Origin of the sequence: Streptomyces sp. NPDC101393, from assembly GCF_044767385.1 — a bacterium.
Taxonomy (GTDB): Bacteria; Actinomycetota; Actinomycetes; order Streptomycetales; family Streptomycetaceae; genus Streptomyces.
Genome location: NZ_JBIWNU010000017.1, coordinates 64,661 through 90,189, shown reverse-complemented (window position 1 = coordinate 90,189; position 25,529 = coordinate 64,661). Strand labels below are relative to the sequence as shown.

The window sequence follows — 25,529 nt, the reverse complement described above, 5'->3', positions numbered from 1 at the left end:
CGACCCCTTACAGCTTCATCAGGCTGGCGTCGTCGACCGAGGCCGTATGACGGGTGCGGAAGATCGACACGATGATCGCCAGGCCGACCACGACTTCGGCCGCGGCGACGACCATGGTGAAGAAGGCGATGATCTGGCCGTCCAGATTTCCGTGCATCCGCGAGAAGACCACGAAGGCGAGGTTGCAGGCGTTCAGCATCAGTTCGATGCACATGAACACCACGATGGCGTTCCGCCTGATCACGACTCCGGCCGCGCCGATGGTGAACAGCAGAGCGGCGAGATAGAGGTAGTAGACCGGGTTCATTTCTTGGCCTCCTCCTTCGGGCCGTTGGTGCCCGCTGCCGAGGTGGGCGCGGCGGACGAGGGGGAGCCCTCGGAGTCGCGCTCCAGCCATTCCTCGGAGCGCTGCTCCAGTGCCTTGAGTTCGGCGAGCGATTCACCGGAGACGTCGCGGATCTGGCCGCGGCCGCGGAGTGTGGGGTTGACGGTCAGCTCGGACGGGGTGCCGTCGGGGAGCAGGCCGGGGATGTCGACGGCGTTGTGGCGGGCGTAGACGCCGGGGGCGGGCAGCGGGGGGATCTGCTTGCCTTCGCGGACCCGGGCCTCGGCCTGCTCGCGCTGGGTCTTGGCGCGTTCGGTGCGCTCGCGGTGGGTGAGCACCATCGCGCCGACGGCTGCCGTGATGAGCAGGGCGCCGGTGATTTCGAAGGCGAAGACGTATTTGGTGAAGATGAGGGCGGCCAGGCCCTGGACGTTGCCGCCGGCGTTGGCCTCGCCCAGGCCGTTGAATTCCTTGAGCGAGGCGTTGCCGATGCCGGCGATGAGCAGGATGCCGAAGCCGATGCCGAAGCCGGCGGCGAGCCAGCGCTGGCCTTTGAGGGTTTCCTTGAGGGAGTCGGCGGCGGTGACGCCGACCAGCATGACGACGAAGAGGAACAGCATCATGATCGCGCCGGTGTAGACGACGATCTGGACGATGCCGAGGAAGTACGCGCCGTTGGCGAGGTAGAAGACCGCCAGGATGATCATGGTGCCGGCGAGCGACAGGGCGCTGTGCACGGCCCGCTTCATCAGGATCGTGCACAGCGCGCCGGCGACGGCGACGATGCCCAGGATCCAGAACTGCACGGCTTCCCCCGAGGAGGCCGCGGCGGCGAGGGTGGTCATCGCTCGATCACCTCCGGCGCGCCGGGCTCGTTCGGGCCGGTCGTGGCGGCGCCTTCCTGCGGGGCTTCGCCCTTGGAGACGGCGGTCTGGCGGACGGTGCCGGGGGCGGCTTCGCTCACCAGGCCGTTGTAGTAGTCCTTCTCCGTCATGCCGGGGAAGATCGCGTGCGGCGAATCGACCATGGTGTCCTGGAGCCCGGAGAGCAGCTCCTCCTTGGTGTAGATGAGCGATTCGCGGGAGCTGTCGGCGAGTTCGTACTCGTTGGTCATCGTCAGGGCGCGGGTGGGGCAGGCCTCGACGCACAGGCCGCAGAGGATGCAGCGCAGGTAGTTGATCTGGTAGACGCGGCCGTAGCGCTCGCCCGGGGAGTAGCGCTCCTCCTCGGTGTTGTCGGCGCCCTCGACGTAGATGGCGTCCGCCGGGCAGGCCCAGGCGCACAGCTCGCAGCCGATGCACTTCTCCAGGCCGTCCGGATGGCGGTTGAGCTGATGACGGCCGTGGAAGCGCGGCGCCGTCGGCTTTTTCTCCTCCGGGTACTGCTCGGTCAGCCGCTTCTTGAACATGGCCTTGAAGGTCACGCCGAAGCCGGCCACGGGGTTCTGGAACTCAGGCACCGTCGCCCCCCTTTCCGTCGATTCCGTTTCCGTCACTGACAGTGTCCACCCCGCCACTGACAATCAACTCGCGCTCCTGGCGCGGCCGTCGGCGTGGCACGGGTGGCAGGCTCTGTCCGGGCAGCGGCGGTACGGGGAAGCCGCCGGCCATCGGGTCGAAGACTTCGTCGCCGTCCGTCTCGTCCTCCTTCTCGCTGCGCCGGAAGAAGTCGACGACGAGGGAGATCAGCAGCAGGGCGACCGCGGCCCCGGCGACGTAGAGCACGATTTCCTGGAAGGCGTAGCCCTCGTTCTTCAGCGCCCGGACGGTGGCGACCAGCATCAGCCAGACCATCGAGACGGGGATGAGGACCTTCCAGCCCAGTTTCATGAACTGGTCGTAGCGCACGCGGGGGAGGGTGCCGCGCAGCCAGATGAAGAAGAACAGCAGCAGTTGGACCTTGATGATGAACCAGAGCATCGGCCACCAGCCGTGGTTAGCGCCCTCCCAGAAGGTGCTGATGGGGTACGGCGCCCGCCAGCCGCCCAGGAAGAGGGTGACGGCGACGGCCGAGACGGTGACCATGTTGACGTACTCGGCGAGCATGAACATCGCGAACTTGATGGACGAGTACTCGGTGTTGAAGCCGCCGACGAGGTCGCCCTCGGACTCCGGCATGTCGAACGGCGCGCGGTTGGTCTCGCCCACCATCGCGACGATGTAGATGATGAAGGAGACCGGCAGCAGCAGGAAGTACCACTTGTCGTGCTGCGATTCGACGATCGCCGAGGTCGACATCGACCCGGAGTAGAGGAAGACCGCCGCGAAGGAGATGCCCATCGCGATCTCGTAGGAGATCATCTGGGCGCACGAGCGGAGGCCGCCGAGCAGCGGGTAGGTCGAGCCGGAGGACCAGCCGGCGAGGACGATGCCGTAGATGCCGATGGAGGCGGTGGCCAGGATGTAGAGGATCCCGATCGGCAGGTCGGTCAGCTGCATCGTGGTGCGGTGCCCGAAGATCGAGATCTCGTTGCCGGCCGGCCCGAAGGGGATCACCGCGAACGCCATGAAGGCGGGTACGGCGGCCACGATCGGCGCGAGGATGTAGACCGCCTTGTCGGCCCGCTTGACGACCAGGTCTTCCTTCAGCATCAGCTTGACGCCGTCGGCGAGGGACTGGAGCATCCCCCAGGGCCCGTGCCGGTTGGGGCCGATGCGCAGCTGCATCCAGGCGACGACCTTGCGTTCCCAGACGATCGAGAACAGCACGGTCAGCATCAGGAACGCGAAGCAGAAGACCGCCTTGACGACGACCAGCCACCACGGGTCGAGGCCGAACATCGAGAGGTCTTCCTGGGCCAGCGTGCTGCCGGCGAGGGCGAGTTGCTGCATCATGCGTCCACCTCCTTGGCCGTCGCCGCGGACCCGGTACCGGGAACGGCGGAGACCTTCACCAGGTCACCGGGGCGCGCGCCGGTGTCGGCGGCGATGCCGTGGCCGGTCGAGTTCAGCGGCAGCCACACCACCCGGTCGGGCATCGGTGTGATCTGCAGGGGCAGGTGGACCGCTCCGGTGGGCCCGGCGACGGCCAGCTGGTCGCCGTCCTTGACGCCGGTCTCCTGCGCGGTGGTCTGCGACAGCCGGGCGACGACGGCGTGCCGGGTGCCGGCCAGCGCTTCGTCGCCTTCCTGGAGCAGGCCCTGGTCCAGCAGCATCCGGTGGCCGGCGAGGACGGCCTGGCCGGGCTCGGGGCGGGGCAGCGGGCGCCCGGTCTCAAGTGGTTCGCCGGCGTACGGGCCGGTCCAGCCGCCGAGCCGGTCCAGTTCGCGGCGCACCGCGCGCAGGTCCGGCAGCGCCAAGTGGTTGCGGCCGTGCGGGCCTTCGGCGGCGGCGAGGGCGTCGGCGAGCATGTGCAGCACCCGGGCGTCCGGCAGCAGGTGCCGGCGGGTGAGCTGGTCCGGCTTGAGCGCGGCCTCGAACAGCCGGGCCCGGCCTTCCCAGTTGAGGAAGGTGCCGGCCTTCTCGACGACGGCCGCCACCGGGAGGACGACGTCCGCCCGGTCGGTGACTTCCGAGGGCCGCAGTTCCAGGCTGACCAGGAAGCCGACCTCGTCGAGGGCGGCCGCCGCGCGGGCCGGGTCGGGCAGGTCGGCGAGCTCGACGCCGGCGATCAGCAGGGCGCTGAGTTCGCCGGTCGCCGCGGCCTCGATGATCTGGCCGGTGTCCCGGCCGTGCCGGTGCGGCAGCCCGCTCACGCCCCAGGCGGCGGCGACCTCGTCGCGGGCCCGCGGGTCGGTGGCGGGGCGGCCGCCGGGCAGCAGCCCCGGCAGGGCGCCTGCCTCGACGGCGCCGCGTTCGCCGGCCCGGCGGGGGATCCACACGAGGCGGGCGCCGGTGGCGGAGGCGGCGCGGACCGCCGCGGTCAGGGCGCCGGGGATGGCGGCCAGCCGCTCGCCGACGACGATCACGGCGCCGTCGGCGCGCAGCGCGTCGGCGGCGGTGCGGCCCTCGCCCTCCAGGCCGACGCCGCCCGCGAGCGCGTCCAGCCATTCGGTTTCGGTGCCGGGGGCGGCCGGCAGCAGGGTGCCACCGGCCTTGATCAGTCCGCGGGTGGCGTAGGAGGCGAGGCTGAAGGTGCGCTGGCCGCTCTTGCGGTGGGCCTTGCGCAGCCGGAGGAAGACGCCGGGGGCCTCCTCCTCCGCCTCGATGCCGGCCAGCAGGACGGCCGGCGCCTTCTCCAGCGTGGTGTAGGTGACGCCGCTGCCGTCCAGGTCGCGGCCGCGGCCGGCGATCCGGGCCGCCAGGAAGTCGGCCTCCTCGGCGCTGTGTGCCCGCGCCCGGAAGTCGATGTCGTTGGTGTCGAGGGCGACCCGGGCGAACTTGGCGTAGGCGTAGGCGTCCTCGACAGTCAGCCGGCCGCCGGTCAGGACGCCGGTGCGGCCCTTGGCCGCGGTCAGTCCGCGGGCCGCGGCCGCCAGCGCCTCGGGCCAGCTCGCGGGCTCCAGTTCACCGGTTTCCGCGTTACGCAGGAGGGGGTGTTCCAGCCGGTCGCGCTGCTGTGCGTAGCGGAAGCCGAACCGTCCCTTGTCGCAGATCCACTCCTCGTTGACCTCGGGGTCGTTCTCGGCGAGCCGTCGCATGACCTTGCCGCGCCGGTGGTCGGTGCGGGTCGCGCAGCCGCCGGCGCAGTGCTCGCACACCGACGGGGAGGAGACCAGGTCGAAGGGGCGGGAGCGGAAGCGGTAGGCGGCGGAGGTGAGCGCGCCGACCGGGCAGATCTGGATGGTGTTGCCGGAGAAGTACGACTGGAAGGGGTCGCCTTCTCCGGTGCCGACCTGCTGGAGTGCGCCGCGCTCGATCAGCTCGATCATGGGGTCGCCGGCGACCTGGTTGCTGAAGCGGGTGCAGCGTGCGCACAGCACGCAGCGTTCGCGGTCCAGCAGGACCTGCTTCGAGATCGGCACCGGCTTCTGGAAGGTGCGCTTCTTGCCCTCGAAGCGGGTGTCGGTGTCGCCGACCTGCATCGCCTGGTTCTGCAGGGGGCATTCGCCGCCCTTGTCGCAGACCGGGCAGTCGAGCGGGTGGTTGATCAGCAGCAGCTCCATGACTCCGCGCTGGGCCTTCTCGGCCACCGGGGAGGTGAGCTGCGATTTGACGACCATGCCGTCGGTGCAGGTGATGGTGCAGGAGGCCATCGGCTTGCGCTGGCCCTCAACCTCGACGATGCATTGCCGGCAGGCGCCTGCCGGGTCGAGCAGCGGGTGATCGCAGAAGCGCGGGATCTCGATGCCGAGGAGTTCGGCGGCGCGGATGACGAGGGTCCCCTTGGGGACGGAGATCTGGATGCCGTCGATCGTCAGGGAGACGAGGTCTTCCGGCGGGATCGCCGCCTCGCCGCCCCCGTTGGGGCCCGGTGCGGAGCCACTGTTCGACCCCGTGGTCGTGACGGTCATGCGTTCACCCCCAGGTGAGCGTCGTTGTCGGCCCAGACGGTCGACTTGGCGGGGTCGAAGGGGCAGCCCTTGCCGGTGATGTGCTGCTCGTATTCCTCACGGAAGTACTTGAGCGAGGAGAAGATCGGCGAGGCGGCGCCGTCGCCGAGGGCGCAGAAGGACTTGCCGTTGATGTTGTCGGCGATGTCGTCGATCTTGTCGATGTCGTCCATCCGGCCCTTGCCTGCTTCGATGTCGCGCAGCAGCTGCACCAGCCAGTAGGTGCCTTCGCGGCAGGGCGTGCACTTTCCGCAGGACTCGTGGGCGTAGAACTCCGTCCAGCGGGTGACGGCCCGTACGACGCAGGTCGTTTCGTCGAAGCACTGGAGCGCTTTGGTGCCGAGCATCGAGCCGGCCGCGCCGACGCCCTCGTAGTCGAGGGGGACGTCGAGGTGTTCGTCGGTGAACATCGGTGTGGAGGAGCCGCCGGGCGTCCAGAACTTCAGCCGGTGGCCGCGCCGGATGCCGCCGCTCATGTCGAGCAGCTGGCGCAGGGTGATGCCCAGCGGGGCTTCGTACTGGCCGGGGTTGGTGACGTGGCCGCTGAGCGAGTAGAGCGTGAAGCCCGGGGACTTCTCGCTGCCCATGGACCGGAACCAGTCCTTGCCCTTGTTCATGATGGCGGGAACCGAGGCGATGGATTCGACGTTGTTCACGACGGTGGGGCAGGCGTAGAGGCCGGCCACCGCCGGGAAGGGGGGACGCAGCCGGGGCTGTCCGCGACGGCCCTCCAGGGAGTCCAGCAGCGCGGTTTCCTCACCGCAGATGTACGCGCCGGCGCCCGCGTGCACGATGACGTCCAGGTCGAGCCCGGACCCGAGGATGTTCTTTCCGAGGTACCCGGCCGCGTAGGCCTCGCGTACGGCTTCGTGCAGCCGCCGCAGGACGGGGACGACCTCGCCGCGCAGGTAGATGAAGGCGTGGTTCGAGCGGATCGCGTGGCAGGCGATCACGATGCCTTCGATGAGGGAGTGCGGATTGGCGAAGAGCAGCGGGATGTCCTTGCAGGTGCCCGGCTCCGACTCGTCGGCGTTGACGACGAGGTAGTGCGGTTTGCCGTCGCCCTGCGGGATGAACTGCCATTTCATGCCGGTCGGGAAGCCCGCGCCGCCACGGCCGCGCAGTCCGGCGTCCTTGACGTACGCGATGACGTCGTCCGGGGGCATGGCGAGCGCCTTGCGCAGACCTGCGTAGCCCTCGTGCCGGTGGTAGGTCTCCAGCGTCCAGGATTCGGGCTGGTCCCAGAAGGCCGACAGGACGGGTGCGAGGATCTTCTCCGGACTTGTCTCGTTGATCTCGGCTGCCACCGTCATCACTCCCCCTCCTCGGCTGCGGGCCCGGCCGGGTGTTCTGGGTCGGAGGCCGAGGTCTGTTGCGGTGCGTCGTGCGAGCTCGGGTGGGTGTCGGGTGCCTGGCCGCCCGGTGCGTGGTTGGCGGAGGGCCCCTGGGGGCGGTCCGCGGTGCGCGGCGCGATGACGTGGTCGGCGCCGCGGCCGGGGAGGCCTTCGCCCTTGGCGAGCCGCAGTCCGATCAGCGAGGCGGCGCCGGCGCCGCCGGTGGCCTCGACGGCTCCGGGCCGCTCGTCGGGGAAGCCGGCGAGCATCCGCGCGGTTTCCTTGTACGTGCACAGGGGCGCGCCGCGGGTGGGTTCGACGGTGCGTCCGGCCCGCAGGTCGTCGACGAGCTGCTTGGCGCTCTGCGGTGTCTGGTTGTCGAAGAACTCCCAGTTGACCATCACGACGGGCGCGAAGTCGCAGGCGGCGTTGCACTCGATGTGTTCGAGGGAGACGGCGCCGTCCTCGGTGGTTTCGCCGTTGCCGACGCCGAGGTGGTCCTTGAGCTCATCGAAGATGGCGTCGCCGCCCATCACCGCGCAGAGGGTGTTGGTGCAGACCCCCACCTGGTAGTCGCCGCCCTTCTTGCGGCGGTACATGGAGTAGAAGGTCGACACCGCTGTGACCTCGGCGGTGGTCAGGTCGAGCTGTTCGGCGCAGAAGCGGATGCCGGTGCGGGTGATGTGTCCGTCCTCGGACTGCACGAGGTGCAGCAGCGGCAGCAGCGCGGAGCGGGAGCCGGGGTAGCGGGCGATCACCTCCTTGGCGTCGGCTTCGAGCCGGGCCCGCACGTCGGCCGGGTAGTCGGGGGCGGGGAGCTCGGGCATCCCCAAACTGACGTTATGGACATCAGTCACCGGTCGACGCCTCCCATCACGGGGTCGATGGATGCGACGGCGACGATGACGTCGGCGACCTGGCCGCCTTCGCACATCGCCGCCATGGCCTGCAGGTTGGTGAAGGACGGGTCGCGGAAGTGCACCCGGTAGGGGCGGGTTCCGCCGTCGCTGACCGCGTGGACGCCCAGTTCGCCCTTGGGCGACTCGACGGCGGCGTAGGTCTGTCCGGGCGGGACCCGGAAGCCCTCCGTGACCAGCTTGAAGTGGTGGATCAAGGACTCCATCGAGGTGCCCATGATCTTCTTGATGTGGTCGAGGGAGTTGCCGAGACCGTCCGGGCCGAGGGCCAGTTGGGCGGGCCAGGCGATCTTCTTGTCCGCCACCATCACGGGGCCGGGCTCCAGCCGGTCCAGGCACTGTTCGACGATCCGCAGCGACTGGCGCATCTCCTCCAGCCGGATCAGGAACCGGCCGTAGGAGTCGCAGGTGTCGGCGGTGGGGACGTCGAAGTCGTAGTTCTCGTAGCCGCAGTAGGGCTGGGTCTTGCGCAGGTCGTGCGGGAGTCCGGCGGAGCGGAGCACGGGCCCGGTGGCGCCGGTGGCCAGGCAGCCTGCCAGGTCGAGGTAGCCGATGCCTTCCATGCGGCCCTTGAAGACGGGGTTGCCGGAGGCGAGCTTGTCGTATTCGGGGATGTTCTTGCGCATCTTCTTGATGAAGGCGCGCACCTGGTCGACGGTGCCCGGGGGCAGGTCCTGGGCGAGGCCGCCGGGCCGGATGTAGGCGTGGTTCATCCGCAGGCCGGTGATCAACTCGTAGAGGTCGAGCACGAGTTCACGGTCGCGGAAGCCGTAGATCATGATCGTGGTGGCGCCGAGCTCCATGCCGCCGGTGGCGATGGCCACCAGGTGGGAGGAGAGGCGGTTGAGCTCCATGAGCATGACGCGGATGACGGAGGCCCGGTCGGGGATCTGGTCGGTGATGCCGAGCAGCTTCTCGACGGCCAGGCAGTACGCCGTCTCGTTGAAGAACGGGGTGAGGTAGTCCATCCGCGTGACGAAGGTGGTGCCCTGCGTCCAGGTCCGGAATTCGAGGTTCTTCTCGATGCCGGTGTGCAGATAACCGATGCCGCAGCGGGCCTCGGTGACGGTCTCGCCGTCGATCTCCAGGATGAGCCGGAGCACGCCGTGCGTGGAGGGGTGCTGCGGCCCCATGTTGACGATGATGCGCTCGTCGTCGGACTTGGCTGCCGCGGCCGCGACCTCGTCCCAGTCCCCGCCGGTGACGGTGTAGACGGTGCCCTCGGTGGTCTCGCGCGCTGCGGACGGGGGCGCGTCGTGGGAAGTGCTCATCAGGTGTACGACCTCCGCTGGTCGGGAGCCGGGATCTGGGCACCCTTGTACTCGACGGGAATGCCGCCGAGCGGGTAGTCCTTGCGCTGCGGGAAGCCCTGCCAGTCGTCGGGCATCATGATCCGGGTGAGCGCGGGGTGGCCGTCGAAGACGAGGCCGAAGAAGTCGTAGGCCTCGCGCTCGTGCCAGTCGTTGGTCGGGTAGACGGACACCAGGGACGGCACGTGCGGGTCGGCGTCGGGGGCGGAGACCTCCAGCCGGATGAGCCTGTTGTGGGTGATCGACCGCAGGTGGTAAACGGCGTGCAGTTCACGCCCCTTGTCGTGGGGGAAGTGCACCCCGCTCACGCCCGTACAGAGCTCGAAGCGCAGCGCCGGGTCGTCGCGCAGGGTCCTGGCGACGGCCGGCAGATGCTCCCGCTGGATGTGGAAGGTGAGCTCGTCGCGGTCGACGACGGTCTTGTCGATGACGTTCTCGGGGACCAGGCCCTGTTCGTCGAGGGCGCCCTCCAGCTCGTCGGCGACCTCGTCGAACCAGCCGCCGTAGGGCCGCTGGGTGGCGCCGGGGAGCCGGACGGAGCGGACGAGGCCGCCGTAACCGGAGGTGTCGCCGCCATTGTTGGCACCGAACATGCCGCGGCGGGTGGCGATGAGGTCGCCGGGGTCGTTGCCCTGCGCCGGGACGTTCTGGCCGGGCGCGTTCGGGTCGTCCTGCTCGCTCACCGCAGCAGCCCCTTCATCTCGATCAGCGGGAGGGCCTTGAGTGCGGCCTCTTCCGCTTCGTGGGCCGCCTGCTGCTGGTTGACCCCGAGCTTGGTGCCCTGGATCTTCTCGTGCAGCTTGAGAATGGCGTCCAACAACATTTCGGGCCGGGGCGGGCAACCCGGCAGATAAATATCAACCGGGACAATGTGGTCAACGCCCTGCACAATTGCGTAATTGTTGAACATTCCACCCGATGAGGCGCAAACCCCCATGGAAATCACCCACTTCGGGTTCGGCATCTGGTCGTAGACCTGCCGCAGAACGGGCGCCATCTTCTGGCTCACCCGGCCGGCCACGATCATCAGATCCGCCTGCCGCGGCGAACCGCGGAAGACCTCCATGCCGAAGCGGGCGAGGTCGTAGCGCCCGGCGCCGGTCGTCATCATCTCGATGGCGCAGCAGGCCAGCCCGAACGTGGCGGGGAAGACCGATGACTTACGCACCCAGCCGGCGGCCTGCTCGACAGTGGTCAGCAAAAAGCCGCTCGGCAGCTTCTCTTCAAGTCCCATTGGTGACCCCTAGTCCCATTCCAGGCCGCCACGACGCCAGACATAGGCGTAGGCGACGAAGACGGTGAGCGCGAAGAGCAGCATCTCGACGAGCCCGAAAAGCCCCAGGGCGTCGAAGGTGACGGCCCAGGGGTAGAGGAAGACGATTTCGATGTCGAAGACGATGAACAACATCGCCGTCAGGTAGTACTTGATCGGGAAGCGACCGCCGCCGGATGGCTGTGGGGTCGGCTCGATTCCGCACTCGTACGCCTCGAGCTTGGCCCGGTTGTAGCGCTTGGGTCCGACGAGCATGGCCGTGACGACAGAGAAGATCGCAAAGCCTGCCCCGAGGGCTCCCAGTACGAGGATGGGCGCGTATGCGTTCACCGTCCCCGCTCCCTTCAGTCGACGATGACTGGATGGCGGTCCGCTCGGGCCGGCAGGCCGCCCTCCATGGAAGATCGTGCACATGTGAGGCAGTTCACAAGCCCGAACCGCCTGCATCTTATGCCTGCCGGTCTGTGATCTGCGACACGGGTTGCCACAACGCCTTTGTGATCTCCACCACCTGACGAAGGATCATGAAGTCGGATGAGCGGTGATCTTCATACGTGAAGCGCCCGAGTGATCACGAGAGGTGACATTCACCTGGGTTACCGCTGGTCAGAGACCCGGCGCCACTACCAAGAGGTGGCAGGTACAAGCAAATTGGCGCTGGACGGAGTCAACTGCTATACGCGGACGCCCCGTCGGCGTGACCTTCCCGTGACCCCACCGTGATCATCGGTAGTGCTTCGGTTCACGAGCGACAGATCGCCGACCGGGCGCCGCGAGGTCACGGGAACATAACGGGCACTCACGAGTGACCTATCCCACGAGGTTTCGAGCTCTAAGTCCTTGACGGCTGGGAAGCCTTGGCGTGGCGGATGAGGAGGTGATAAGCCCCTCCGGACGGCCCAACGGGCAGCAAATGCCATGCGTAGGCACATGATCGCGAAACCGGGACATCGCGCCGCCGCCTCCACACGCAGCCAAAAGTCCCTTTTGTTCATCGCGTACGCGTCAAGTGTGGCGCACTGCACCTTTGTTGGCAGCAACCTTCGGCTCCTGATAGCCGTGGTGCCATGTCCCCGAACGCACTCATACCCAGCCACCGGAAGCCCCGCCGTTCCGCGTCCTCGCGGGCACTGCGTGCGGGAGTGACCGGTGGCATCCTCACCCTCGCGGTGACCGGCGCGACCGTGCCGGCCAACGCCGCCGAGAAGCCCGTCTCCGAGACCCAGGAGATGCCGACCATCACCTCGGCGCTGGCCACCAGCGCCGCCCAGAACGTCGACGCCACCCAGCAGGTCGCCCTCAACTACGAGCGCCAGGCCCTGCAGGACAGTGCCTTCTCGCACGCCGCCAAGGCCGCCGAGAAGCACAAGGCCGAGGCGGAGAAGAAGGCCAAGGCCGCCGCCAAGAAGAAGGCAGAGGAGGCACGCAAGGCCAAGGAGGCCGCCGAGGCCCGCGCCTCGCGCTCCTCCGAGCGCACGACGCTGTCCGCGCCCACCACCTCCAACGCCACCGGCAGCGCCGCGACTCTCGTCTCCTTCCTCAAGGCGCAGCTCGGCAAGTCCTACGTGCTGGGCGCCAGCGGCCCCTCCGCGTTCGACTGCTCCGGCCTGACCCAGGCCGCGTTCAAGCAGGTCGGCGTCGACCTGCCCCGCGTCTCCCAGGACCAGTCGACCGTCGGCACCCAGGTCGGTCTCGACAACCTCCAGGTCGGCGACCTCCTGTACTGGGGCAGCTCCGGCAGCGCCTACCACGTGGGCGTCTACGTCGGTGGCGGCAACTTCATCGGCGCGCAGAACTCCAGCACCGGCATCGTCGAGCGCCCGCTCGACTACGACCAGCCCACCGGTGCGGTGCGCGTTCTCTGATTCACCCGGGCCTGTACGGGGCCGCCGCACCCCGGTCCCGTACAGGACAGGTGCGTCCGGGTTTCCCGGATATCACCGGAAAGAGCCGTTCCTCCCGCCGCTCGGGAGGGGCGGCTCTTCGGCGTGAGCGGGCTCGTCCCGCGCGTCACCCGCACCGGATTCGCCGTCCGATTCGCGCCGTACAGCGCAGCGATCAAGCCAGGTACGGGCCGAACGCGGCGCACACAGCTACCGATCGATGGCGTGCACCGTTCCTCTCTCGTCACATGCCGTACACATACCCCTTAGGTGGGATGTGGCATCCGAAGAGAGAGGTACCCCCACCGCGATGAACTCCGCTCGTCTCACCGGCCGCTCGGTCACCCGTGCCGCGTCCGCCGCCGCTCTGGCCACCGCGCTCGGCCTCGGCGCGATCCACACCGCGACCGCCGCCCCCTCGACCGCCCCGGCGGCCACCGCCCCGTCCCACGCCCCCGCCGGCGACCCCGACGGCGGCTGGCACCAGGACGGGCTGTCGCTCAACTCCGCCGACAACCACACCGTCGACGCGTTCGCCGCCCGCGCCCGGAAGGCCGAGCGGTCCATCAGCCCGCAGGTACGCGCCGCGGCCTGGCTCACCCACGCACAGCTGATCGGCTTCGACCAGCGGCTGAAGTCCCCGGACTCGCTCAAGCGCAAGGTCGCCACCTGGATGGAGGAAACCCCGGGCCAGACCGTCGAGGAATCCCTCGCCATGATCAACGACTCGGTGCGCTTCACCCTCCAGTGGCCGGCCGGAAAGTACACCCAGGGCGTCAACCACGCCTCCGACCTGCTCTCCTCCTGGGGCAACGACAGCACCCGCTGGGCCAACACCTGGCAGCGCGAGGCCGGCTACAAGGCCGTCAACTCCGCCTGGCGCGCACCCCGCTCCGGCCAGCTCTTCGAGGTCCAGTTCCACACCCCCGCGAGCAAGGCCGCCCAGCTGGAGACCCACAAGTTGTACGAGGAGCAGCGGCTGCCCGGCACCTCGCCCCAGCGGGCGCGGGAACTCCAGAAGCAGCAGAACGCGATCTTCGCCGCGGTCCCGGTCCCCGCGGGCGCCGACAAGCTGACCGCCCCGGGCCGCAAGCCGGCCCCGGCGTCGGTCCCTGCCGGCTGACGGACACCGCTCGCGGCAACGCCCGCGGGTGCGGCCCGGGAACCGCTCCGGGGCCGCACCCGCGCCGCGTTCACCGCTCCCGCGGCCCACACCTCACTCCAGCGTCGCCGCGGGACGCGTCAGGCTGTCCTGGCGACCGCCTGCCCCGGCCCGAAGAAAGAGCGGGGCAGCCATGCCGGAAACACGGTGTCGCGCAGCTCCGTGAAGTTGGCGCCCTACGCACTGAGCACGAAGGCCCCGATCACAAGCACCAGGGCAGCGGCAAAGATCATCCAGTTCTTTTCTCTGCGCCAGCCGATTACCGCAAGGAGGCCGCTCACTTCCATGGGGAGGGCGCTGAGAACCAACTTCGCGTCGAAGCCGTCCCTGATGCAGGAGACGAGAGTAACGACCAGGAATATTCCGCCGAGTATCCCCATGCCGATGGCGAAGCGACGGGGTAGCGTCTGATTCACGTGATGAAACCGCCTCATTGTCATAGCCAGATCCAGGCTTCGGGAAATCCTTCACCTCGCTGAACAAGCCGGCAGAGAGGGCAAAAACCGTACCCATAACAGCGGGCACTCCGGTGTACTGTGCCCTGGCATCTTCAGCAACTCCGAGTACTTCACCGGCGCAGCAATAGCGCGAGCCTGGAGTCTCCAGGTAGCAGGGACGACTTCATCGACCTGGACGTCTCGGACGACCTGGTTACGCAACGCGCCGGCCGATGTTGCGACATAGCCGCTCCGATCAGATCGGCGACCGCGCCGAATTCAGGTTCGGTGGTGACCCTCGAAGCGCCACGACCTTGGAGCGCAGGCTTCGGCAACAGAGCATGGGGCCACGCGCGCCCTTGGGCTCTTTCGCGGTCGCGGCCCGGAGATCGGGTTCGGTCCATGACCTGCCCCAGAATTCCATGATGGCCCCTCCCGCTACGCGGGTTACACGTAACGGGAGGGGCCATTCAGGCAAGTCCGGTTCCGAACAGCCTTGACCATGAGGCCTTTTGCGGCGGCATCACGCCTTGGGTGCGACCTTGCTGAGGCCGTTGATGATGCGGTCCATCGCGTCGCCGCCCGTGGGGTCGGTGAGGTTGGCGAGCATCTTGAGGGTGAAGCGCATCAGGAGGGGGTGGGTCAGACCGCGCTGGGTGGCGATCTTCATGACCTTGGGGTTGCCGATGAGCTTCACGAAGGCGCGGCCCAGGGAGTAGTAGCCGCCGTAGGTGTCCTTGAGGATCTTCGGGTAGCGCTGCAGGGCCAACTCGCGCTGGGCGTACGTCTGGCGGGCGTGTGCCTGGACGATGACCTCGGCGGCGATGGCGCCGGACTCCATGGCGTACGCGATGCCCTCGCCGTTGAAGGGGTTGACCAGGCCGCCGGCGTCGCCGACCAGGAGGAGGCCCTTGGTGTAGTGCGGCTGGCGGTTGAAGGCCATGGGGAGGGCGGCGCCGCGGATCGGGCCGGTCATGTTCTCCGGGGTGTAGCCCCAGTCCTCGGGCATCGACGCGCACCAGGCCTTGAGGATCTCCCGCCAGTCCAGTTCGCGGAAGGCGGAGCTGGAGTTGAGGATGCCCAGACCGACGTTGGAGGTGCCGTCACCCATGCCGAAGATCCAGCCGTAGCCGGGCAGCAGCCGGTCCTGTTCACCGCGGCGGTCCCACAGTTCCAGCCACGACTCCAGGTAGTCGTCGTCGTGCCGGGGCGAGGTGAAGTACGTGCGGACGGCGACGCCCATGGGGCGGTCCTCGCGGCGGTGCAGGCCCATGGCGAGGGAGAGCCGGGTGGAGTTGCCGTCGGCCGCGACGACGAGCGGGGCGTGGAAGGTGACCGGGGTGGTGTCGCGCGAGTCGGAGCCGGGCTCGCCGAGCTTGGCGTGGACGCCGGTGATCCGGCCGGTCAGCTCGTTGATGATCGGGGCGCCGACGTTGCAACGCTCGTACAGCCGGGCGCCCGCCTTCTGCGCCTGGCGGGCCAGCTGCTCGTCGAAGTCGTCGCGCTTGCGGACGAGTCCGTAGTCGGGGAACGAGGCGAGGTCCGGCCAGTCGAGCTGGAGGCGGGAGCCGCCGCCGATGATGCGCAGGCCCTTGTTGCGCAGCCAGCCCGCTTCCTCGGAGATGTCGATGCCCATCGAGACGAGCTGCTTGGTCGCGCGCGGGGTCAGGCCGTCGCCGCAGACCTTCTCGCGGGGGAACGCGGTCTTCTCCAAAAGGAGGACGTCCAGACCGGACTTGGCGAGGTGGTAGGCGGTGGCCGAGCCGGCGGGCCCGGCACCGACGACGATCACATCCGCGCTGTGCTCCGATCGGGGCGTGGTCACGGATTCGGTCACGGACGCGGACTCGGTCACGGCGGTGTCTCCCGGAAGTCGAGATCTGGAAATCTGGGTGCCGACCGGCACTGGGCACGTGCAGTCTATGGGGGCCTTGGTGATCAGATCCTGAAGGGTTGGCTCGTGAATACACAGCTTCCGGCCGTCGAGCTGCGGGTGCCCGCCGACGAGGACGCGCTGCACTGGCACCGGGTCTTCGACGACCCGGAGGTCATGGAGTTCCACGGCGGCACATCGGCCGAGTTGTCGGTGTACGAGGAGCTCACGGCGCGCCAGCGCAGACACCACGCGGAGCGGGGCTTCTGCCTGTTCACGATGCTGGATCCGGCGGACGGCGCCGTCATCGGGTTCACCGGCGCGCAGCCGTGGCCGCGGGACTGGGGCCCGGTCGGCGAGATCGAGATCGGCTGGCGGCTGGGCCGCGCGTACTGGGGCAAGGGGTACGCGACGGCGGCGGCACAAGCGGCGCTGGAGTCCGTGCGGACCGCCGGTGTCCGGCATGTGGTCGCGATGGTGGACTCGCGCAACGAGCGCTCCCAGGCGGTGACCCGGCGCCTGGGGATGCGGCAGGCGGAGACGATGCTCACCCCGGTGGGCAAGCGGACGGCGTACTGCTACCGGCTGGATCTGTGAGGGCTGGATCCGTGAGGGCTGGATCCGTGGGGGCTGGATCCGTGAGGGCTGGATCCGTGAGGGCTGGATCCGTGAGGGCTGCCGGATGACAGGGAGGAGGGTGAGGGGCGGCTCGTCCCGGCCCTCGCCCTCCTCCCGGTCATCCGGCCCGTGCGGCTCATCCGTCACGTCCGGCTCGTGCGGCTCGTGCGGCTCGTGCGGCTCGTGCGGCTCGTCTAGCCGTCGCTGCCGACCGACCAGGAGTTGAGCGCCGTGGGGAAGACCTGGTCCGTGGCCGGGTCGTAGTCCGGCTCCAGGCATTCGTAGTAAATGCTGTACTCGGTGCCGTCATCGGCGACGTAGGCCTGGTCGATGGCGTGGATGGTGTCGCCCGAGTCGTCGTTGACGTAGCGGAACTCCCAGCGCGCGCCGTCGTGGCCGCGGAAGGTGTTCTGCGTCAGCTCCACCCGCCGGTAGCCGGTCCGCTTCTCGGCGCCCTTCTCCAGGGTGCGGAAGTTGTCGTACGAGGACTGCGGGGCGCCCGCGATGACCCCGATGCGGAGATACGAGACGCCGGTCGGCGCCTTGTAGTCGGTCTGAGTGCCCTTCTGCGAGCGCTGCCAGTCGCTCTTCACGCCGAGGGAGAAGCCGCCGGAGTCGTGCTTGAGGACGAAGCCGGCGGGGAGACCGTCGGCGGCGGGCGAAGCGGGATCTTTGGTGGGCACGACCGACGGCGTCGGTGTCGGGGTCGGGGCCGCCGAGGCGCTGTGGGCGTCGGCGGGCTTCTTGCTGCCGACGGCGGCGGGCTTGCCGGCCTTGCTGTCGCCGTCGTCCTTCTGGTTCTTGACGTACAGCACGCCCGCCGTGGCGCCGCCGCCGATCAGGAACGCGGCGAGCGCCATCGCCACCCACTTCACCGCACCGCTGCGCCCCTGGCCCTGGTCCGGAACCTGGCCCTGGTCCGGAACCCGGCCCTGGTCCGGAACCCGGCCCGGGTTCCCGTCGGCCGGAGGGACGGACGGGAGGTCATGAGCCGTGGGCGTCGGCAGCGGGGGCGTGGGCGCCGCGTCGGCGGGTGCGGTCGGCGGGGCGGGCGTACCGGCCGCGGCCGGGTAGCCGTAACCGCCGGGCGCCGCCGCGGGAGCGCCGTACGGTGCGGCCGGTGCGGCGGGCGCGGACGGGCCGCCGCGGCCTGCCGCCCTCAGCAGATACGGCGCGAGCAGCACCGCGCCGCACGTCCACAGCAGCACGAACAGCAGCGTCTCGGCGAACCCGGCGGCCAGTTCGGCATGCGCGCCGACACTCGGGCCGCTCGCCCCACCGGAACCCCCGAGGCCCCCGATATCGCCGAGGCCGCCCATGCCTCCGATGCCGCCCGCACCCCCGCCGCTCCCCTGGTCGCTTCCGTAGTCGCTTCCGTAGTCGGAGCCGGAGCCGGGGCCGGATCCGGAGCTGTCGCCGTGGAACGTCGCGGACACGCTCGCGCCCGCGAGGGCCACCAGCAGCACCATCGCGGCGACGAAGAAGCCCGCGGCCAGCAGCTGTTCGCGGCGGTCGGCGCCGCGCCGTACGGCCAGCAGTCCCACCAGCAGCGCGCAGAGCAGACCGCCGACGATGGTGCCGGCCAGCCCCCAGCCGCCGACGCCATCGGCCAGTTCGGAGTAGCCGATCGACGTGCGTCCCGATTCCAGGAACGGCATGTCGGGAAGGTTCCACTCGGCGTTCAGCGGCGCGCCCCAGGCCATCGCCAGCGCCATCGCGCCGATGTTGGGGAGCAGGACGAGCAGGGCGACCACCTGGCCGCCCTTGAGGTCGTCGGCGGTGGCCAGCACCGTCACGAAGGTGGCCACCCCCGCCAGGGTGATGACGATCAGCAGCGCGAAGAGCGCGGTACGCAGCGCCCGGAGGGCCGCGTGCCAGGCGGGCCGGGCGGCGAGCCAGGCGCCCGCCTCGGTGCGGGCCAGCACCGCGCCGGTCACCACCACCGCCAGCAGAAAGGACCAGAGCAGCGCGAGCCACGGCGCGGAGGACACCTCGACGCCGTCGTAGGACGGCTGGGCCAGCAGACCCAGCGCGAGGCTGCCGGCGCCGCACAGCAGGGCGACCCGCAGCACCGTCTCCGGCACCGCTCCCCGTACGGTCGGCGGGAGCGCACCGTCCGTGCCCGGCACGGTGGTTGCCCGTCCCGCCCGGCGCGCGGCGTACACCAGTACCGCCACCCACAGCGCGGTGACCACCAGCGGCACCAGCGACAGGGACGCCTCGCCCGTCATGCCGTCGCCCAATGACCCCAGCGATCCGGTGGCGTTGCCGCTGAGGGTGACGCCACCGCCGACGCTCTGCAGCAGGACCGCGAGCATGCTGCGCATCCGTACGCCCCAGCCGATGCCCGCCGAGTCGGTGTCGTCGGAGGAGATGATGCCCAGCAGAGCGGCGAGGACGAGCAGCAGCAGCGTGGGCCAGCCCGCGATCTTCAGGGCCGCGACCCAGTCGCCCTTCGCCGTGCGGGTGAGGAAGGCGCCGACGGGCGAAGGGCGGGCGGGAGCGGCGTACGGCACATGGCCGGGCGGCGCGGCCGGGGCCGGTGGCGCTCCGAGGGGGGCCGGCGGCGGGCCGGTGGGGGCTGCCGGTGCGGGTGGCGCGGCGGCCTGCCGCTCCCGGCCGCACCCCATGCAAAAGCGCGCCTCGGGCGGAGAGGAAGAACCACAGTCCGGGCAGAACGAGGACACGGCGGACTCCGGGAAGATCAGGGGCAGCGCGGACAGCTGCCACCGGCGAACGTACAGACACTGCTGCACCACGCATGGTTCCCGGGTATGCACGCCGTGTGAAGGGACGTTACCCAAGCGAGTCCATCGGCCCGTCCGGCCGCCGGCCGTGCTCCCACCGGCCCGGTCACCCGGTCACCGGCTTCACCCGCTTCACCTGACCGGCTTGGTCCCCCGGTGCAGTGCCACGACGCCGCCCGTCAGATTCCGCCAGGCGACCTTGCCCCAGCCCACGCCCTGCATCCGGGCGGCGAGTTCGGGCTGGTTGGGCCAGCTGCGGATGGACTCGGCGAGATAGACGTACGCGTCGGGGTTGCTGCTGACCGCGCGGGCGACCGGCGGCAGCGCGCGCATCAGGTACTCGGTGTAGACGGTCCTGAACGGCGCCCAGACCGGCTCGCTGAACTCGCAGATCACCACCCGCCCGCCGGGCTTGGTGACGCGGTACAGCTCGGCGAGCGCGGCGTCGGTGTCCTGGATGTTGCGCAGCCCGAAGGAGATGGTGACGGCGTCGAACACCCCGTCCGCGAACGGCAGGCGGGTGCCGTCGCCGGCCGTGAACGGCAGCCAGGGGTGCCGCTTCTTGCCTTCGCCCAGCATGCCGACGGAGAAGTCGCACGGCACGACGTAGGCGCCGGTCCTGGCGAACGGCAGCGAGGACGTGCCGGTGCCGGCCGCGAGGTCGAGCACCCGCTCGGCGGGCCGCGCGGCCACCGCCCGGTCCACCTCCTTGCGCCACAGACGCGCCTGCCCCAGGGAGAGCACGTCATTGGTGAGGTCGTACCGTGCCGCCACGTCGTCGAACATCGCGGCGACTTCGTGCGGCTGCTTGTCCAGGGATGCTCGGGTCACCCGGCCATTGTCCACCGTGCCGCCCGGGTGCCCCGCACCGGGCACGCCCGGGGCGGCGGCCGCTCAGCGCCGGCGGTGCACCAGCCGCCCGGCGAGGGCGGTGACCAGGCAGCTGCCGTCCGCGGCGAAGACGGCGAAGTCGGCGGCGCCGCCCGTGGCCAGGGCGCGCGGCACGCGCTCGGGGATTTCCCGCAGGCCGGAGCGCCGGACGGCCGTACGGACCGCGGGGCGGGTGAAGGGGCCGGTGATGGCGGTGGTCCCGCCGGCCAGCAGGCGCTGGAGACCGCGCCGGGCGCCGGCGCCCCAGCGGGCATCGGTCATCCCGAGGGCGGCGAGCGCGGGGCCGGTGACGGGCTCGCTGCCGAGTTCGTCCGCCTCGCGCGGGTCGGGGTGGTAGGCGCCCTCCAACAGGGCGGCGCCGTCCGGCTCATGGCGGCCCGGGGTGAGCACGCCGTCCCATACGCGGATCCGCGCCCATTCGCCGTACTCCGCGAACAGCACCTCATACGGCCCGATGGCCACGATGCGGTCGCCGGAGACGGCGATCGCATGGCCCTCGTCGTCCGGCCGCACGCAGTCCGGCCGGTCGACGACGAGGCGGACGGCCCGTACCCGGTGAATCGTCAGCACGACAGCCCCCGGCCGCCCCTCGCTTCAGGCCGCCCCTCAGGCGGCTCGCCCGTCAATTCCCGCCCCACCGGCGTCAGTTGGCCTGGATGAGCTTCAGCTCGGGGTGGGCGGTGCCGCCCTCGATCGCGGTCGAGGAGAAGTGCGAGACGACCTTGTCGTCGACCGGGTCCAGCGCCGGGTCGTCGTGCACGACGAGGTGCTCGTACGTCGTGGCGCGCTGCGCCGGGACCCGGCCGGCCTTGCGGATCAGGTCGATGATCTCCATGCGGTTGGAGCGGTGCTTGGCACCGGCCGAGGAGACGACGTTCTCCTCCAGCATGATCGAGCCGAGGTCGTCCGCGCCGTAGTGCAGCGACAGCTGGCCGACCTCCTTGCCGGTGGTCAGCCAGGAACCCTGGATGTGCGCGACGTTGTCGAGGAAGATCCGGGCGATGGCGATCATCCGCAGGTACTCGAAGAGGGTGGCCTGCGTCTGGCCCTTCAGGTGGTTGTTCTCCGGCTGGTACGTGTACGGGATGAAGGCGCGGAAGCCGCCCGTACGGTCCTGGACGTCGCGGATCATCCGGAGGTGCTCGATGCGCTCGGCGTTGGTCTCGCCGGTGCCCATCAGCATCGTGGACGTCGACTCGACCCCCAGATTATGGGCCGACTCCATGATCTCCAGCCAGCGCTCGCCGGACTCCTTGAGCGGCGCGATGGCCTTGCGGGGGCGGGCCGGCAGCAGCTCGGCGCCGGCGCCCGCGAAGGAGTCGAGGCCCGCGGCGTGGATCCGGCGGATCGCCTCCTCGGGCGTCACCTTGGAGATCCGGGCCATGTGCTCGACCTCGGAGGCGCCGAGGGAGTGGATGACCAGCTGCGGGAAGGCCTTCTTGATGGCGGCGAAGTTCTCTTCGTAGTACTCGACGCCGAAGTCAGGGTGGTGCCCGCCCTGGAACATGATCTGGGTGCCGCCCAGTTCGACGGTCTCCGCGCAGCGGCGCAGGATGTCGTCGAGGTCGCGGGTCCAGCCCTTCTCGGTGTCCTTGGGCGCGGCGTAGAACGCACAGAACTTGCAGGCCGTCACACAGAGATTGGTGTAGTTGATGTTGCGCTCGATGATGTACGTCGCGATGTGCTCGGTGCCGGCGTAGCGGCGGCGGCGCACGGCGTCCGCGGCCTTGCCCAGCGCGTGCAGCGGCGCGGAGCGGTACACGTCGAGCGCTTCCTCGGGCGTGATGCGGCCACCCTGCGCGGCGCGGTCGAGTACGGACTGGAGGTCGGCGTTCTCGGTCACCGGGCGTCCCTTTCCAAGGCGGGCATGACGACGAAACAGCGGCGTACGACGACGAACGGTGCGGCGCGCGGACGACGGGTCTGACGACGGGCATCACGACCGAACCAGCGTACGCCAGGGGTGTGACGGGCCGGGGAGCGGCCGGGCCGCCGGCCACGGCCGCGTCCCTCGCGTCTTTCCGTTCCGGTCACTTCTTCGTGAGGGTCGCCTTCGGGGTGCCGCCCGCGTCGTCGTCCGAGGTGAAGGCGATCGACCCGTTCTTGCCGAGGGTGTAGGTCACCGTGGACCTGTTGCCGGTGCAGCCCGGCCCCTGCTTGCCGTCGGGCCGCTCCACGAGCACCAGCCGGCCGGCCGTGGACGACTCCAGCTTCGCCTTCGCCTCGCAGCGCAGCACCACCGCGTCGTAGGTGGTGTGGATGACGTAATCGCCCTTGGCGCCGGGCTTGATGACGCTGGTCATCCTGCCGTTGGGGAAGCCGCTGCGCGTCGTGACGCTGCCGGTCCAGGTGCCGAGGAAGCCCTTGGCGACCGTGCCGCCGCCCACACCGTCCGGCGCCCCCGGCGACGGGGAGACCGTGCGGGACGGCTTGGCGGCGCCGTTCGGCGGTGTCGCGGTGTCCCCGCCGCCCGTGCCCGGCAGCACCTGGAAGACGACGGCGGCGGTCGTCGCGGCGGCCAGCGCACCGGCGACCGACAGCACCAGCGAGCAGCTCACCCGCCTCGGCGCACCGTCGCCCCGGTCCTTGGCCCCGACCGCACCGGTCAGCGCGATCCGCCGCTCCTTCGGGGCGCCGGGCGCGGCAGTGGGGGCGTACGGGGCGGGGGACGGCGGCCCGGTCGGCTGGTCGGCGAGGCCGGTGCCGGGCCCCGGGCCGTGGTGCCCGGCGCCGGGTGCGCCCGCGACCGGCCAGGGCGTGGGCTGCGGCGGGGCGGCCGGCGCCGCCGGGATCTGGGCCTGCGCCTCGAACGGCACCAGCCCGGAGGCCGCGCCGTACGAGGGGTCCGGCGGTCCGAAGGCCCCGCCGAGCGGCGTCCGTACCGCGTCGTCCACCGCCGCCGCCTGCCCGGGGACCCGCTCCCCCGCACCGGGCGCCCCCGTATCGAGGTTCAGCAGCTCCACCGCCTGCCGGCTGACCTGTTCGACCAGCGGCCCCGGCAGCCAGCCCGCGCGCACGCGCTCCGCGGCCCCGCTGCCGCCGCCGGCGAACCGGGCGGCCAGCGCGTCGGGGGCCGGGCGGTCCCCGGGGCGCTTGGCGAGGCAGCCGGCGACCAGGTCACGCAGTTCGCCGGTGAGTTCCGGGCCGAGCCGCGGCTCCTCGTGGACGACCTTGTAGAGCAGCGCCGCCGAGCTGTCGCCGCCGAACGGGCTGACACCGGTGGCCGCGTAGGCCAGTACCGCACCCAGCGAGAAGACATCGGCGGCGCCCGCCGCACCGTCGCCGAGGATCTGCTCGGGCGCCATGTATCCGGGCGACCCGACGGACACACCGGTCGAGGTCAGCGAGGCGGTGCCTTCGGTGGCACGGGCGATCCCGAAGTCGATCAGCAGCGGGCCGTCGAGGGTCAGCAGCACATTGGACGGTTTGACGTCCCGGTGCACGAGCCCGAGGGCGTGCACCGCGGCCAGCGCCTCGGCCAGCCCGGCACCCAGGGTCCGTACCGAGTGCTCGGCGAGCGGGCCGACGTCCGTGACGGCCTGGGCGAGGGAGGGGCCCGCGACATAGCCGGTGGCGATCCACGGGACGGGCGCGTCCGGGTCGGCGTCCAGCACCGGAGCCGTCCAGGCACCACCCACCCGCCGCGCCGACTCGATCTCCCGCCGGAAACGGGCCCGGAACTGGTCATCGGCGGCGAAATGCGCGTGTACGGCCTTCACCGCGACGGTACGGCCGCCCGCGCTGCGCCCCAGATAGACCCGCCCCATGCCGCCGGCGCCGAGCCTCCCCAGCAGCCGGTATCCGCCCAGGACCCGCGGATCGTGCTCAGTCAGCGGCTCCATGGCGTTGCCTCCCCCTTTGACGGCGCCCCCAGCTTAGAGGGGCGGGCAAGAGGGAGACCGGGGCGAGCCAGGAGCGCTCACGCCCCCAGCAGGTCCACCTTCACATCGGCCGGGAAGCCGGTCGTCGGGCCGACCCTGCGGGCGAATTCGGTGACGCCGCGCAGCTGGTCGGGGCCGAACCGGAAGTCGAGCGTCGTGAAGTAGCGCTCCAGCACCGTCTCGTCGAAGTTCTCCCAGCGGGCAGCCTGCTCGGCGACCTTGGTGACCTCTTCCAGCGACAGGTCACGGGAGGCGAGGAACGCCTCGTGCACCTTCTGCACGACCAGCGGCTCCCGCTCCAGGTAGTCACGGCGGGCCGCCCAGACGGCGAAGACGAACGGCAGTCCCGTCCAGTCCTTCCACATCTGGCCGAGGTCGTGCACCTCCAGGCCGAGCTGCGGCCCGTCGTGCAGGTTGGCGCGCAGTGCGGCGTCACCGATCAGTACCGCCGCGTCCGCCTCCTGCATCATCACGCCGAGGTCGGGCGGGCAGGTGTAGTAGTCGGGCCGGACCCCGATCTTCTCGGCGAGCAGCAGCTGGGCCAGCCGCACGGAGGTGCGCGAGGTCGACCCGAGGGCGACCCGGGCACCGTCCAGCTGGTCCAGCGGCTTCTGCGAAACGATCACGCAGGACATCACCGGGCCGTCGCAGCCGACGGCGAGGTCCGGGAAGGCGACGAGGTCGTCAGCGGCACGCAGGAACTCGACGAGCGTGATCGGCGCGATGTCGAGGTCCCCGCGGACCAGCTGCTCGCTGAGCTTCTCCGGGGTGTCCTTGGTGAGGTCCAGATCGAGCAGGGTGCCCGTACGGGCGAGGCCCCAGTAAAGGGGCATGCAGTTCAGGAACTGGATGTGGCCCACCCGCGGCCGGCTCCGACGGTGGTCGGCCGCGGCTCCTGCGGGTGCGTCTCCGAAGGTTGAATTGTCCACATGCGGAGGCTAGACCTGCCGACGGCGCCCCGGCGCGGCGGGGGCGCATATGGCCGGTGGGGGTGTCGGCTAAACGTGATCTTTGGCTCTTCCACCTCACGAGCCCCACATGCTACGCTCAGCGCAAGTTGCAGTTTGGTTTCCCTTGCAGTACAGAGCCTGCGGAGCATGTGACCCGCAGGCTTTTGTAGTTTTCAGACTTGTTTGCAGGTTCTGGAGCAGGGCAACCCTTTGGCCCAAGGAGGGCTTATGGCTACCGGAACCGTCAAGTGGTTCAACGCTGAAAAGGGCTTCGGCTTCATCGCCCAGGACGGCGGCGGCCCGGATGTCTTCGTCCACTACTCGGCGATCAACGCCTCTGGTTTTCGCTCCCTGGAGGAGAACCAGCAGGTGAACTTCGACGTCACGCAGGGTCCGAAGGGCCCGCAGGCGGAGAACGTTACGCCGGTCTGAGTTGCCCGGTCCGACCTGAAGATTTCTAGGTCGAGCTCACGCATTACCCAAGGAGCCCCGCTCCT

23 protein-coding genes are annotated in these 25,529 nt (G+C 70.1%); 4 read left to right on the top strand and 19 right to left on the bottom strand.

Going from position 1 to position 25,529, the window contains the following annotated elements:
* Positions 1 to 7 precede the first annotated feature (7 nt).
* Genes nuoK through ACIRQ7_RS35650 form a run of 11 tightly spaced genes read right to left on the bottom strand, consistent with a single transcriptional unit; the run spans position 8 to position 10,920 of the window.
* Entirely contained in the window at positions 8 to 307 is a 300-nt protein-coding gene (nuoK, locus tag ACIRQ7_RS35700) for an NADH-quinone oxidoreductase subunit NuoK (protein WP_401474306.1), read from the bottom strand.
* Complete coding sequence (locus tag ACIRQ7_RS35695) at positions 304 to 1,170, bottom strand: NADH-quinone oxidoreductase subunit J (RefSeq protein WP_401474303.1); 867 nt, start codon at positions 1,168 to 1,170, stop codon at positions 304 to 306. Before ACIRQ7_RS35695 ends, nuoK begins: the two co-directional genes overlap by 4 nt.
* Complete coding sequence (gene nuoI, locus ACIRQ7_RS35690) at positions 1,167 to 1,784, bottom strand: NADH-quinone oxidoreductase subunit NuoI (protein WP_404266660.1); 618 nt, start codon at positions 1,782 to 1,784, stop codon at positions 1,167 to 1,169. The genes ACIRQ7_RS35695 and nuoI overlap by 4 nt, the downstream gene beginning before the upstream one ends.
* Positions 1,777 to 3,159 carry an NADH-quinone oxidoreductase subunit NuoH gene (nuoH, locus tag ACIRQ7_RS35685; protein ID WP_401474297.1) on the bottom strand — a complete coding sequence of 461 codons (1,383 nt, stop codon included), beginning with the start codon at positions 3,157 to 3,159 and terminating at the stop codon, positions 1,777 to 1,779. Before nuoH ends, nuoI begins: the two co-directional genes overlap by 8 nt.
* On the bottom strand, positions 3,156 to 5,717 hold the full coding sequence (locus tag ACIRQ7_RS35680) for an NADH-quinone oxidoreductase subunit G (RefSeq protein ID WP_404266659.1): 2,562 nt from the start codon (positions 5,715 to 5,717) through the stop codon (positions 3,156 to 3,158). The genes nuoH and ACIRQ7_RS35680 overlap by 4 nt, the downstream gene beginning before the upstream one ends.
* Positions 5,714 to 7,069 (bottom strand): NADH-quinone oxidoreductase subunit NuoF, encoded by a 1,356-nt coding sequence (gene nuoF, locus ACIRQ7_RS35675; protein WP_401474292.1) that lies wholly within the window; start codon positions 7,067 to 7,069, stop codon positions 5,714 to 5,716. Before nuoF ends, ACIRQ7_RS35680 begins: the two co-directional genes overlap by 4 nt.
* Entirely contained in the window at positions 7,069 to 7,917 is an 849-nt protein-coding gene (nuoE, locus tag ACIRQ7_RS35670; RefSeq protein ID WP_401474289.1) for an NADH-quinone oxidoreductase subunit NuoE, read from the bottom strand. Before nuoE ends, nuoF begins: the two co-directional genes overlap by 1 nt.
* 26 nt (positions 7,918 to 7,943) lie before the next feature.
* The gene (locus tag ACIRQ7_RS35665) at positions 7,944 to 9,278 is read right to left on the bottom strand and encodes an NADH-quinone oxidoreductase subunit D (RefSeq protein ID WP_403677269.1); all 1,335 of its coding nucleotides are present in this window, start codon (positions 9,276 to 9,278) and stop codon (positions 7,944 to 7,946) included.
* Positions 9,278 to 10,000 (bottom strand): NADH-quinone oxidoreductase subunit C, encoded by a 723-nt coding sequence (locus ACIRQ7_RS35660; protein WP_404266658.1) that lies wholly within the window; start codon positions 9,998 to 10,000, stop codon positions 9,278 to 9,280. Before ACIRQ7_RS35660 ends, ACIRQ7_RS35665 begins: the two co-directional genes overlap by 1 nt.
* Positions 9,997 to 10,551, bottom strand: coding sequence for a NuoB/complex I 20 kDa subunit family protein (locus tag ACIRQ7_RS35655; RefSeq protein WP_401474281.1), 555 nt, complete (start codon positions 10,549 to 10,551; stop codon positions 9,997 to 9,999). The genes ACIRQ7_RS35660 and ACIRQ7_RS35655 overlap by 4 nt, the downstream gene beginning before the upstream one ends.
* Before the next feature lie 9 nt (positions 10,552 to 10,560).
* A complete protein-coding gene (locus ACIRQ7_RS35650) occupies positions 10,561 to 10,920 on the bottom strand; it encodes an NADH-quinone oxidoreductase subunit A (RefSeq protein WP_401474278.1) in 360 nt (119 codons plus the stop codon).
* Between the two features lie 737 nt (positions 10,921 to 11,657).
* On the opposite strand from ACIRQ7_RS35650, the gene ACIRQ7_RS35645 reads away from it, so the two are divergent.
* Both ACIRQ7_RS35645 and ACIRQ7_RS35640 read left to right on the top strand, forming a co-directional pair.
* Positions 11,658 to 12,455 (top strand): C40 family peptidase, encoded by a 798-nt coding sequence (locus ACIRQ7_RS35645; RefSeq protein WP_401474275.1) that lies wholly within the window; start codon positions 11,658 to 11,660, stop codon positions 12,453 to 12,455.
* Positions 12,456 to 12,783: 328 nt separating this feature from the next.
* Positions 12,784 to 13,596: an ATP nucleotide 3'-pyrophosphokinase gene (locus ACIRQ7_RS35640; protein WP_404266657.1), complete on the top strand. Its 813-nt coding sequence runs from the start codon at positions 12,784 to 12,786 to the stop codon at positions 13,594 to 13,596.
* A 215-nt stretch (positions 13,597 to 13,811) separates the two neighbouring features.
* Here ACIRQ7_RS35640 and ACIRQ7_RS35635 read toward each other — a convergent pair whose 3' ends face one another.
* Both ACIRQ7_RS35635 and ACIRQ7_RS35630 read right to left on the bottom strand, forming a co-directional pair.
* Complete coding sequence (locus ACIRQ7_RS35635; protein ID WP_404266656.1) at positions 13,812 to 14,051, bottom strand: hypothetical protein; 240 nt, start codon at positions 14,049 to 14,051, stop codon at positions 13,812 to 13,814.
* A 544-nt stretch (positions 14,052 to 14,595) separates the two neighbouring features.
* On the bottom strand, positions 14,596 to 15,927 hold the full coding sequence (locus ACIRQ7_RS35630; protein WP_404266655.1) for a geranylgeranyl reductase family protein: 1,332 nt from the start codon (positions 15,925 to 15,927) through the stop codon (positions 14,596 to 14,598).
* Positions 15,928 to 16,032: 105 nt separating this feature from the next.
* Here ACIRQ7_RS35630 and ACIRQ7_RS35625 point away from each other — a divergent pair, with 105 nt between their 5' ends.
* Positions 16,033 to 16,542: a GNAT family N-acetyltransferase gene (locus tag ACIRQ7_RS35625; RefSeq protein WP_404266654.1), complete on the top strand. Its 510-nt coding sequence runs from the start codon at positions 16,033 to 16,035 to the stop codon at positions 16,540 to 16,542.
* Between the two features lie 215 nt (positions 16,543 to 16,757).
* Here ACIRQ7_RS35625 and ACIRQ7_RS35620 read toward each other — a convergent pair whose 3' ends face one another.
* The 6 genes from ACIRQ7_RS35620 to ACIRQ7_RS35595 all read right to left on the bottom strand — a co-directional run bounded on the left by ACIRQ7_RS35620 (position 16,758) and on the right by ACIRQ7_RS35595 (position 25,011).
* On the bottom strand, positions 16,758 to 19,322 hold the full coding sequence (locus ACIRQ7_RS35620; RefSeq protein ID WP_404266653.1) for a hypothetical protein: 2,565 nt from the start codon (positions 19,320 to 19,322) through the stop codon (positions 16,758 to 16,760).
* A gap of 120 nt (positions 19,323 to 19,442) precedes the next feature.
* The gene (locus tag ACIRQ7_RS35615) at positions 19,443 to 20,141 is read right to left on the bottom strand and encodes a demethylmenaquinone methyltransferase (protein ID WP_404266652.1); all 699 of its coding nucleotides are present in this window, start codon (positions 20,139 to 20,141) and stop codon (positions 19,443 to 19,445) included.
* A 63-nt stretch (positions 20,142 to 20,204) separates the two neighbouring features.
* Positions 20,205 to 20,771: a hypothetical protein gene (locus ACIRQ7_RS35610; RefSeq protein WP_404266651.1), complete on the bottom strand. Its 567-nt coding sequence runs from the start codon at positions 20,769 to 20,771 to the stop codon at positions 20,205 to 20,207.
* Between the two features lie 73 nt (positions 20,772 to 20,844).
* A complete protein-coding gene (mqnC, locus tag ACIRQ7_RS35605) occupies positions 20,845 to 22,044 on the bottom strand; it encodes a cyclic dehypoxanthinyl futalosine synthase (RefSeq protein ID WP_404266650.1) in 1,200 nt (399 codons plus the stop codon).
* A gap of 187 nt (positions 22,045 to 22,231) precedes the next feature.
* Positions 22,232 to 24,043, bottom strand: a complete 1,812-nt coding sequence (locus tag ACIRQ7_RS35600; protein ID WP_404266649.1) for a serine/threonine-protein kinase — start codon at positions 24,041 to 24,043, stop codon at positions 22,232 to 22,234.
* A 77-nt stretch (positions 24,044 to 24,120) separates the two neighbouring features.
* Complete coding sequence (locus ACIRQ7_RS35595; RefSeq protein ID WP_401474246.1) at positions 24,121 to 25,011, bottom strand: menaquinone biosynthetic enzyme MqnA/MqnD family protein; 891 nt, start codon at positions 25,009 to 25,011, stop codon at positions 24,121 to 24,123.
* A 249-nt stretch (positions 25,012 to 25,260) separates the two neighbouring features.
* Between ACIRQ7_RS35595 and ACIRQ7_RS35590 the strand changes: the two genes are divergently transcribed.
* Entirely contained in the window at positions 25,261 to 25,464 is a 204-nt protein-coding gene (locus tag ACIRQ7_RS35590; RefSeq protein ID WP_003984261.1) for a cold-shock protein, read from the top strand.
* Positions 25,465 to 25,529 lie beyond the last annotated feature (65 nt).

Coding starts and splice junctions, on each gene's coding strand:
- nuoK (WP_401474306.1), bottom strand. CDS start 307: ATGAACCCGGTCTACTACCTCTATCTCGCCGCTCTGCTGTTCACCATC.
- ACIRQ7_RS35695 (WP_401474303.1), bottom strand. CDS start 1,170: ATGACCACCCTCGCCGCCGCGGCCTCCTCGGGGGAAGCCGTGCAGTTC.
- nuoH (WP_401474297.1), bottom strand. CDS start 3,159: ATGATGCAGCAACTCGCCCTCGCCGGCAGCACGCTGGCCCAGGAAGAC.
- ACIRQ7_RS35680 (WP_404266659.1), bottom strand. CDS start 5,717: ATGACCGTCACGACCACGGGGTCGAACAGTGGCTCCGCACCGGGCCCC.
- nuoF (WP_401474292.1), bottom strand. CDS start 7,069: ATGACGGTGGCAGCCGAGATCAACGAGACAAGTCCGGAGAAGATCCTC.
- nuoE (WP_401474289.1), bottom strand. CDS start 7,917: ATGCCCGAGCTCCCCGCCCCCGACTACCCGGCCGACGTGCGGGCCCGG.
- ACIRQ7_RS35665 (WP_403677269.1), bottom strand. CDS start 9,278: ATGAGCACTTCCCACGACGCGCCCCCGTCCGCAGCGCGCGAGACCACC.
- ACIRQ7_RS35655 (WP_401474281.1), bottom strand. CDS start 10,551: ATGGGACTTGAAGAGAAGCTGCCGAGCGGCTTTTTGCTGACCACTGTC.
- ACIRQ7_RS35645 (WP_401474275.1), top strand. CDS start 11,658: ATGTCCCCGAACGCACTCATACCCAGCCACCGGAAGCCCCGCCGTTCC.
- ACIRQ7_RS35640 (WP_404266657.1), top strand. CDS start 12,784: ATGAACTCCGCTCGTCTCACCGGCCGCTCGGTCACCCGTGCCGCGTCC.
- ACIRQ7_RS35600 (WP_404266649.1), bottom strand. CDS start 24,043: ATGGAGCCGCTGACTGAGCACGATCCGCGGGTCCTGGGCGGATACCGG.
- ACIRQ7_RS35590 (WP_003984261.1), top strand. CDS start 25,261: ATGGCTACCGGAACCGTCAAGTGGTTCAACGCTGAAAAGGGCTTCGGC.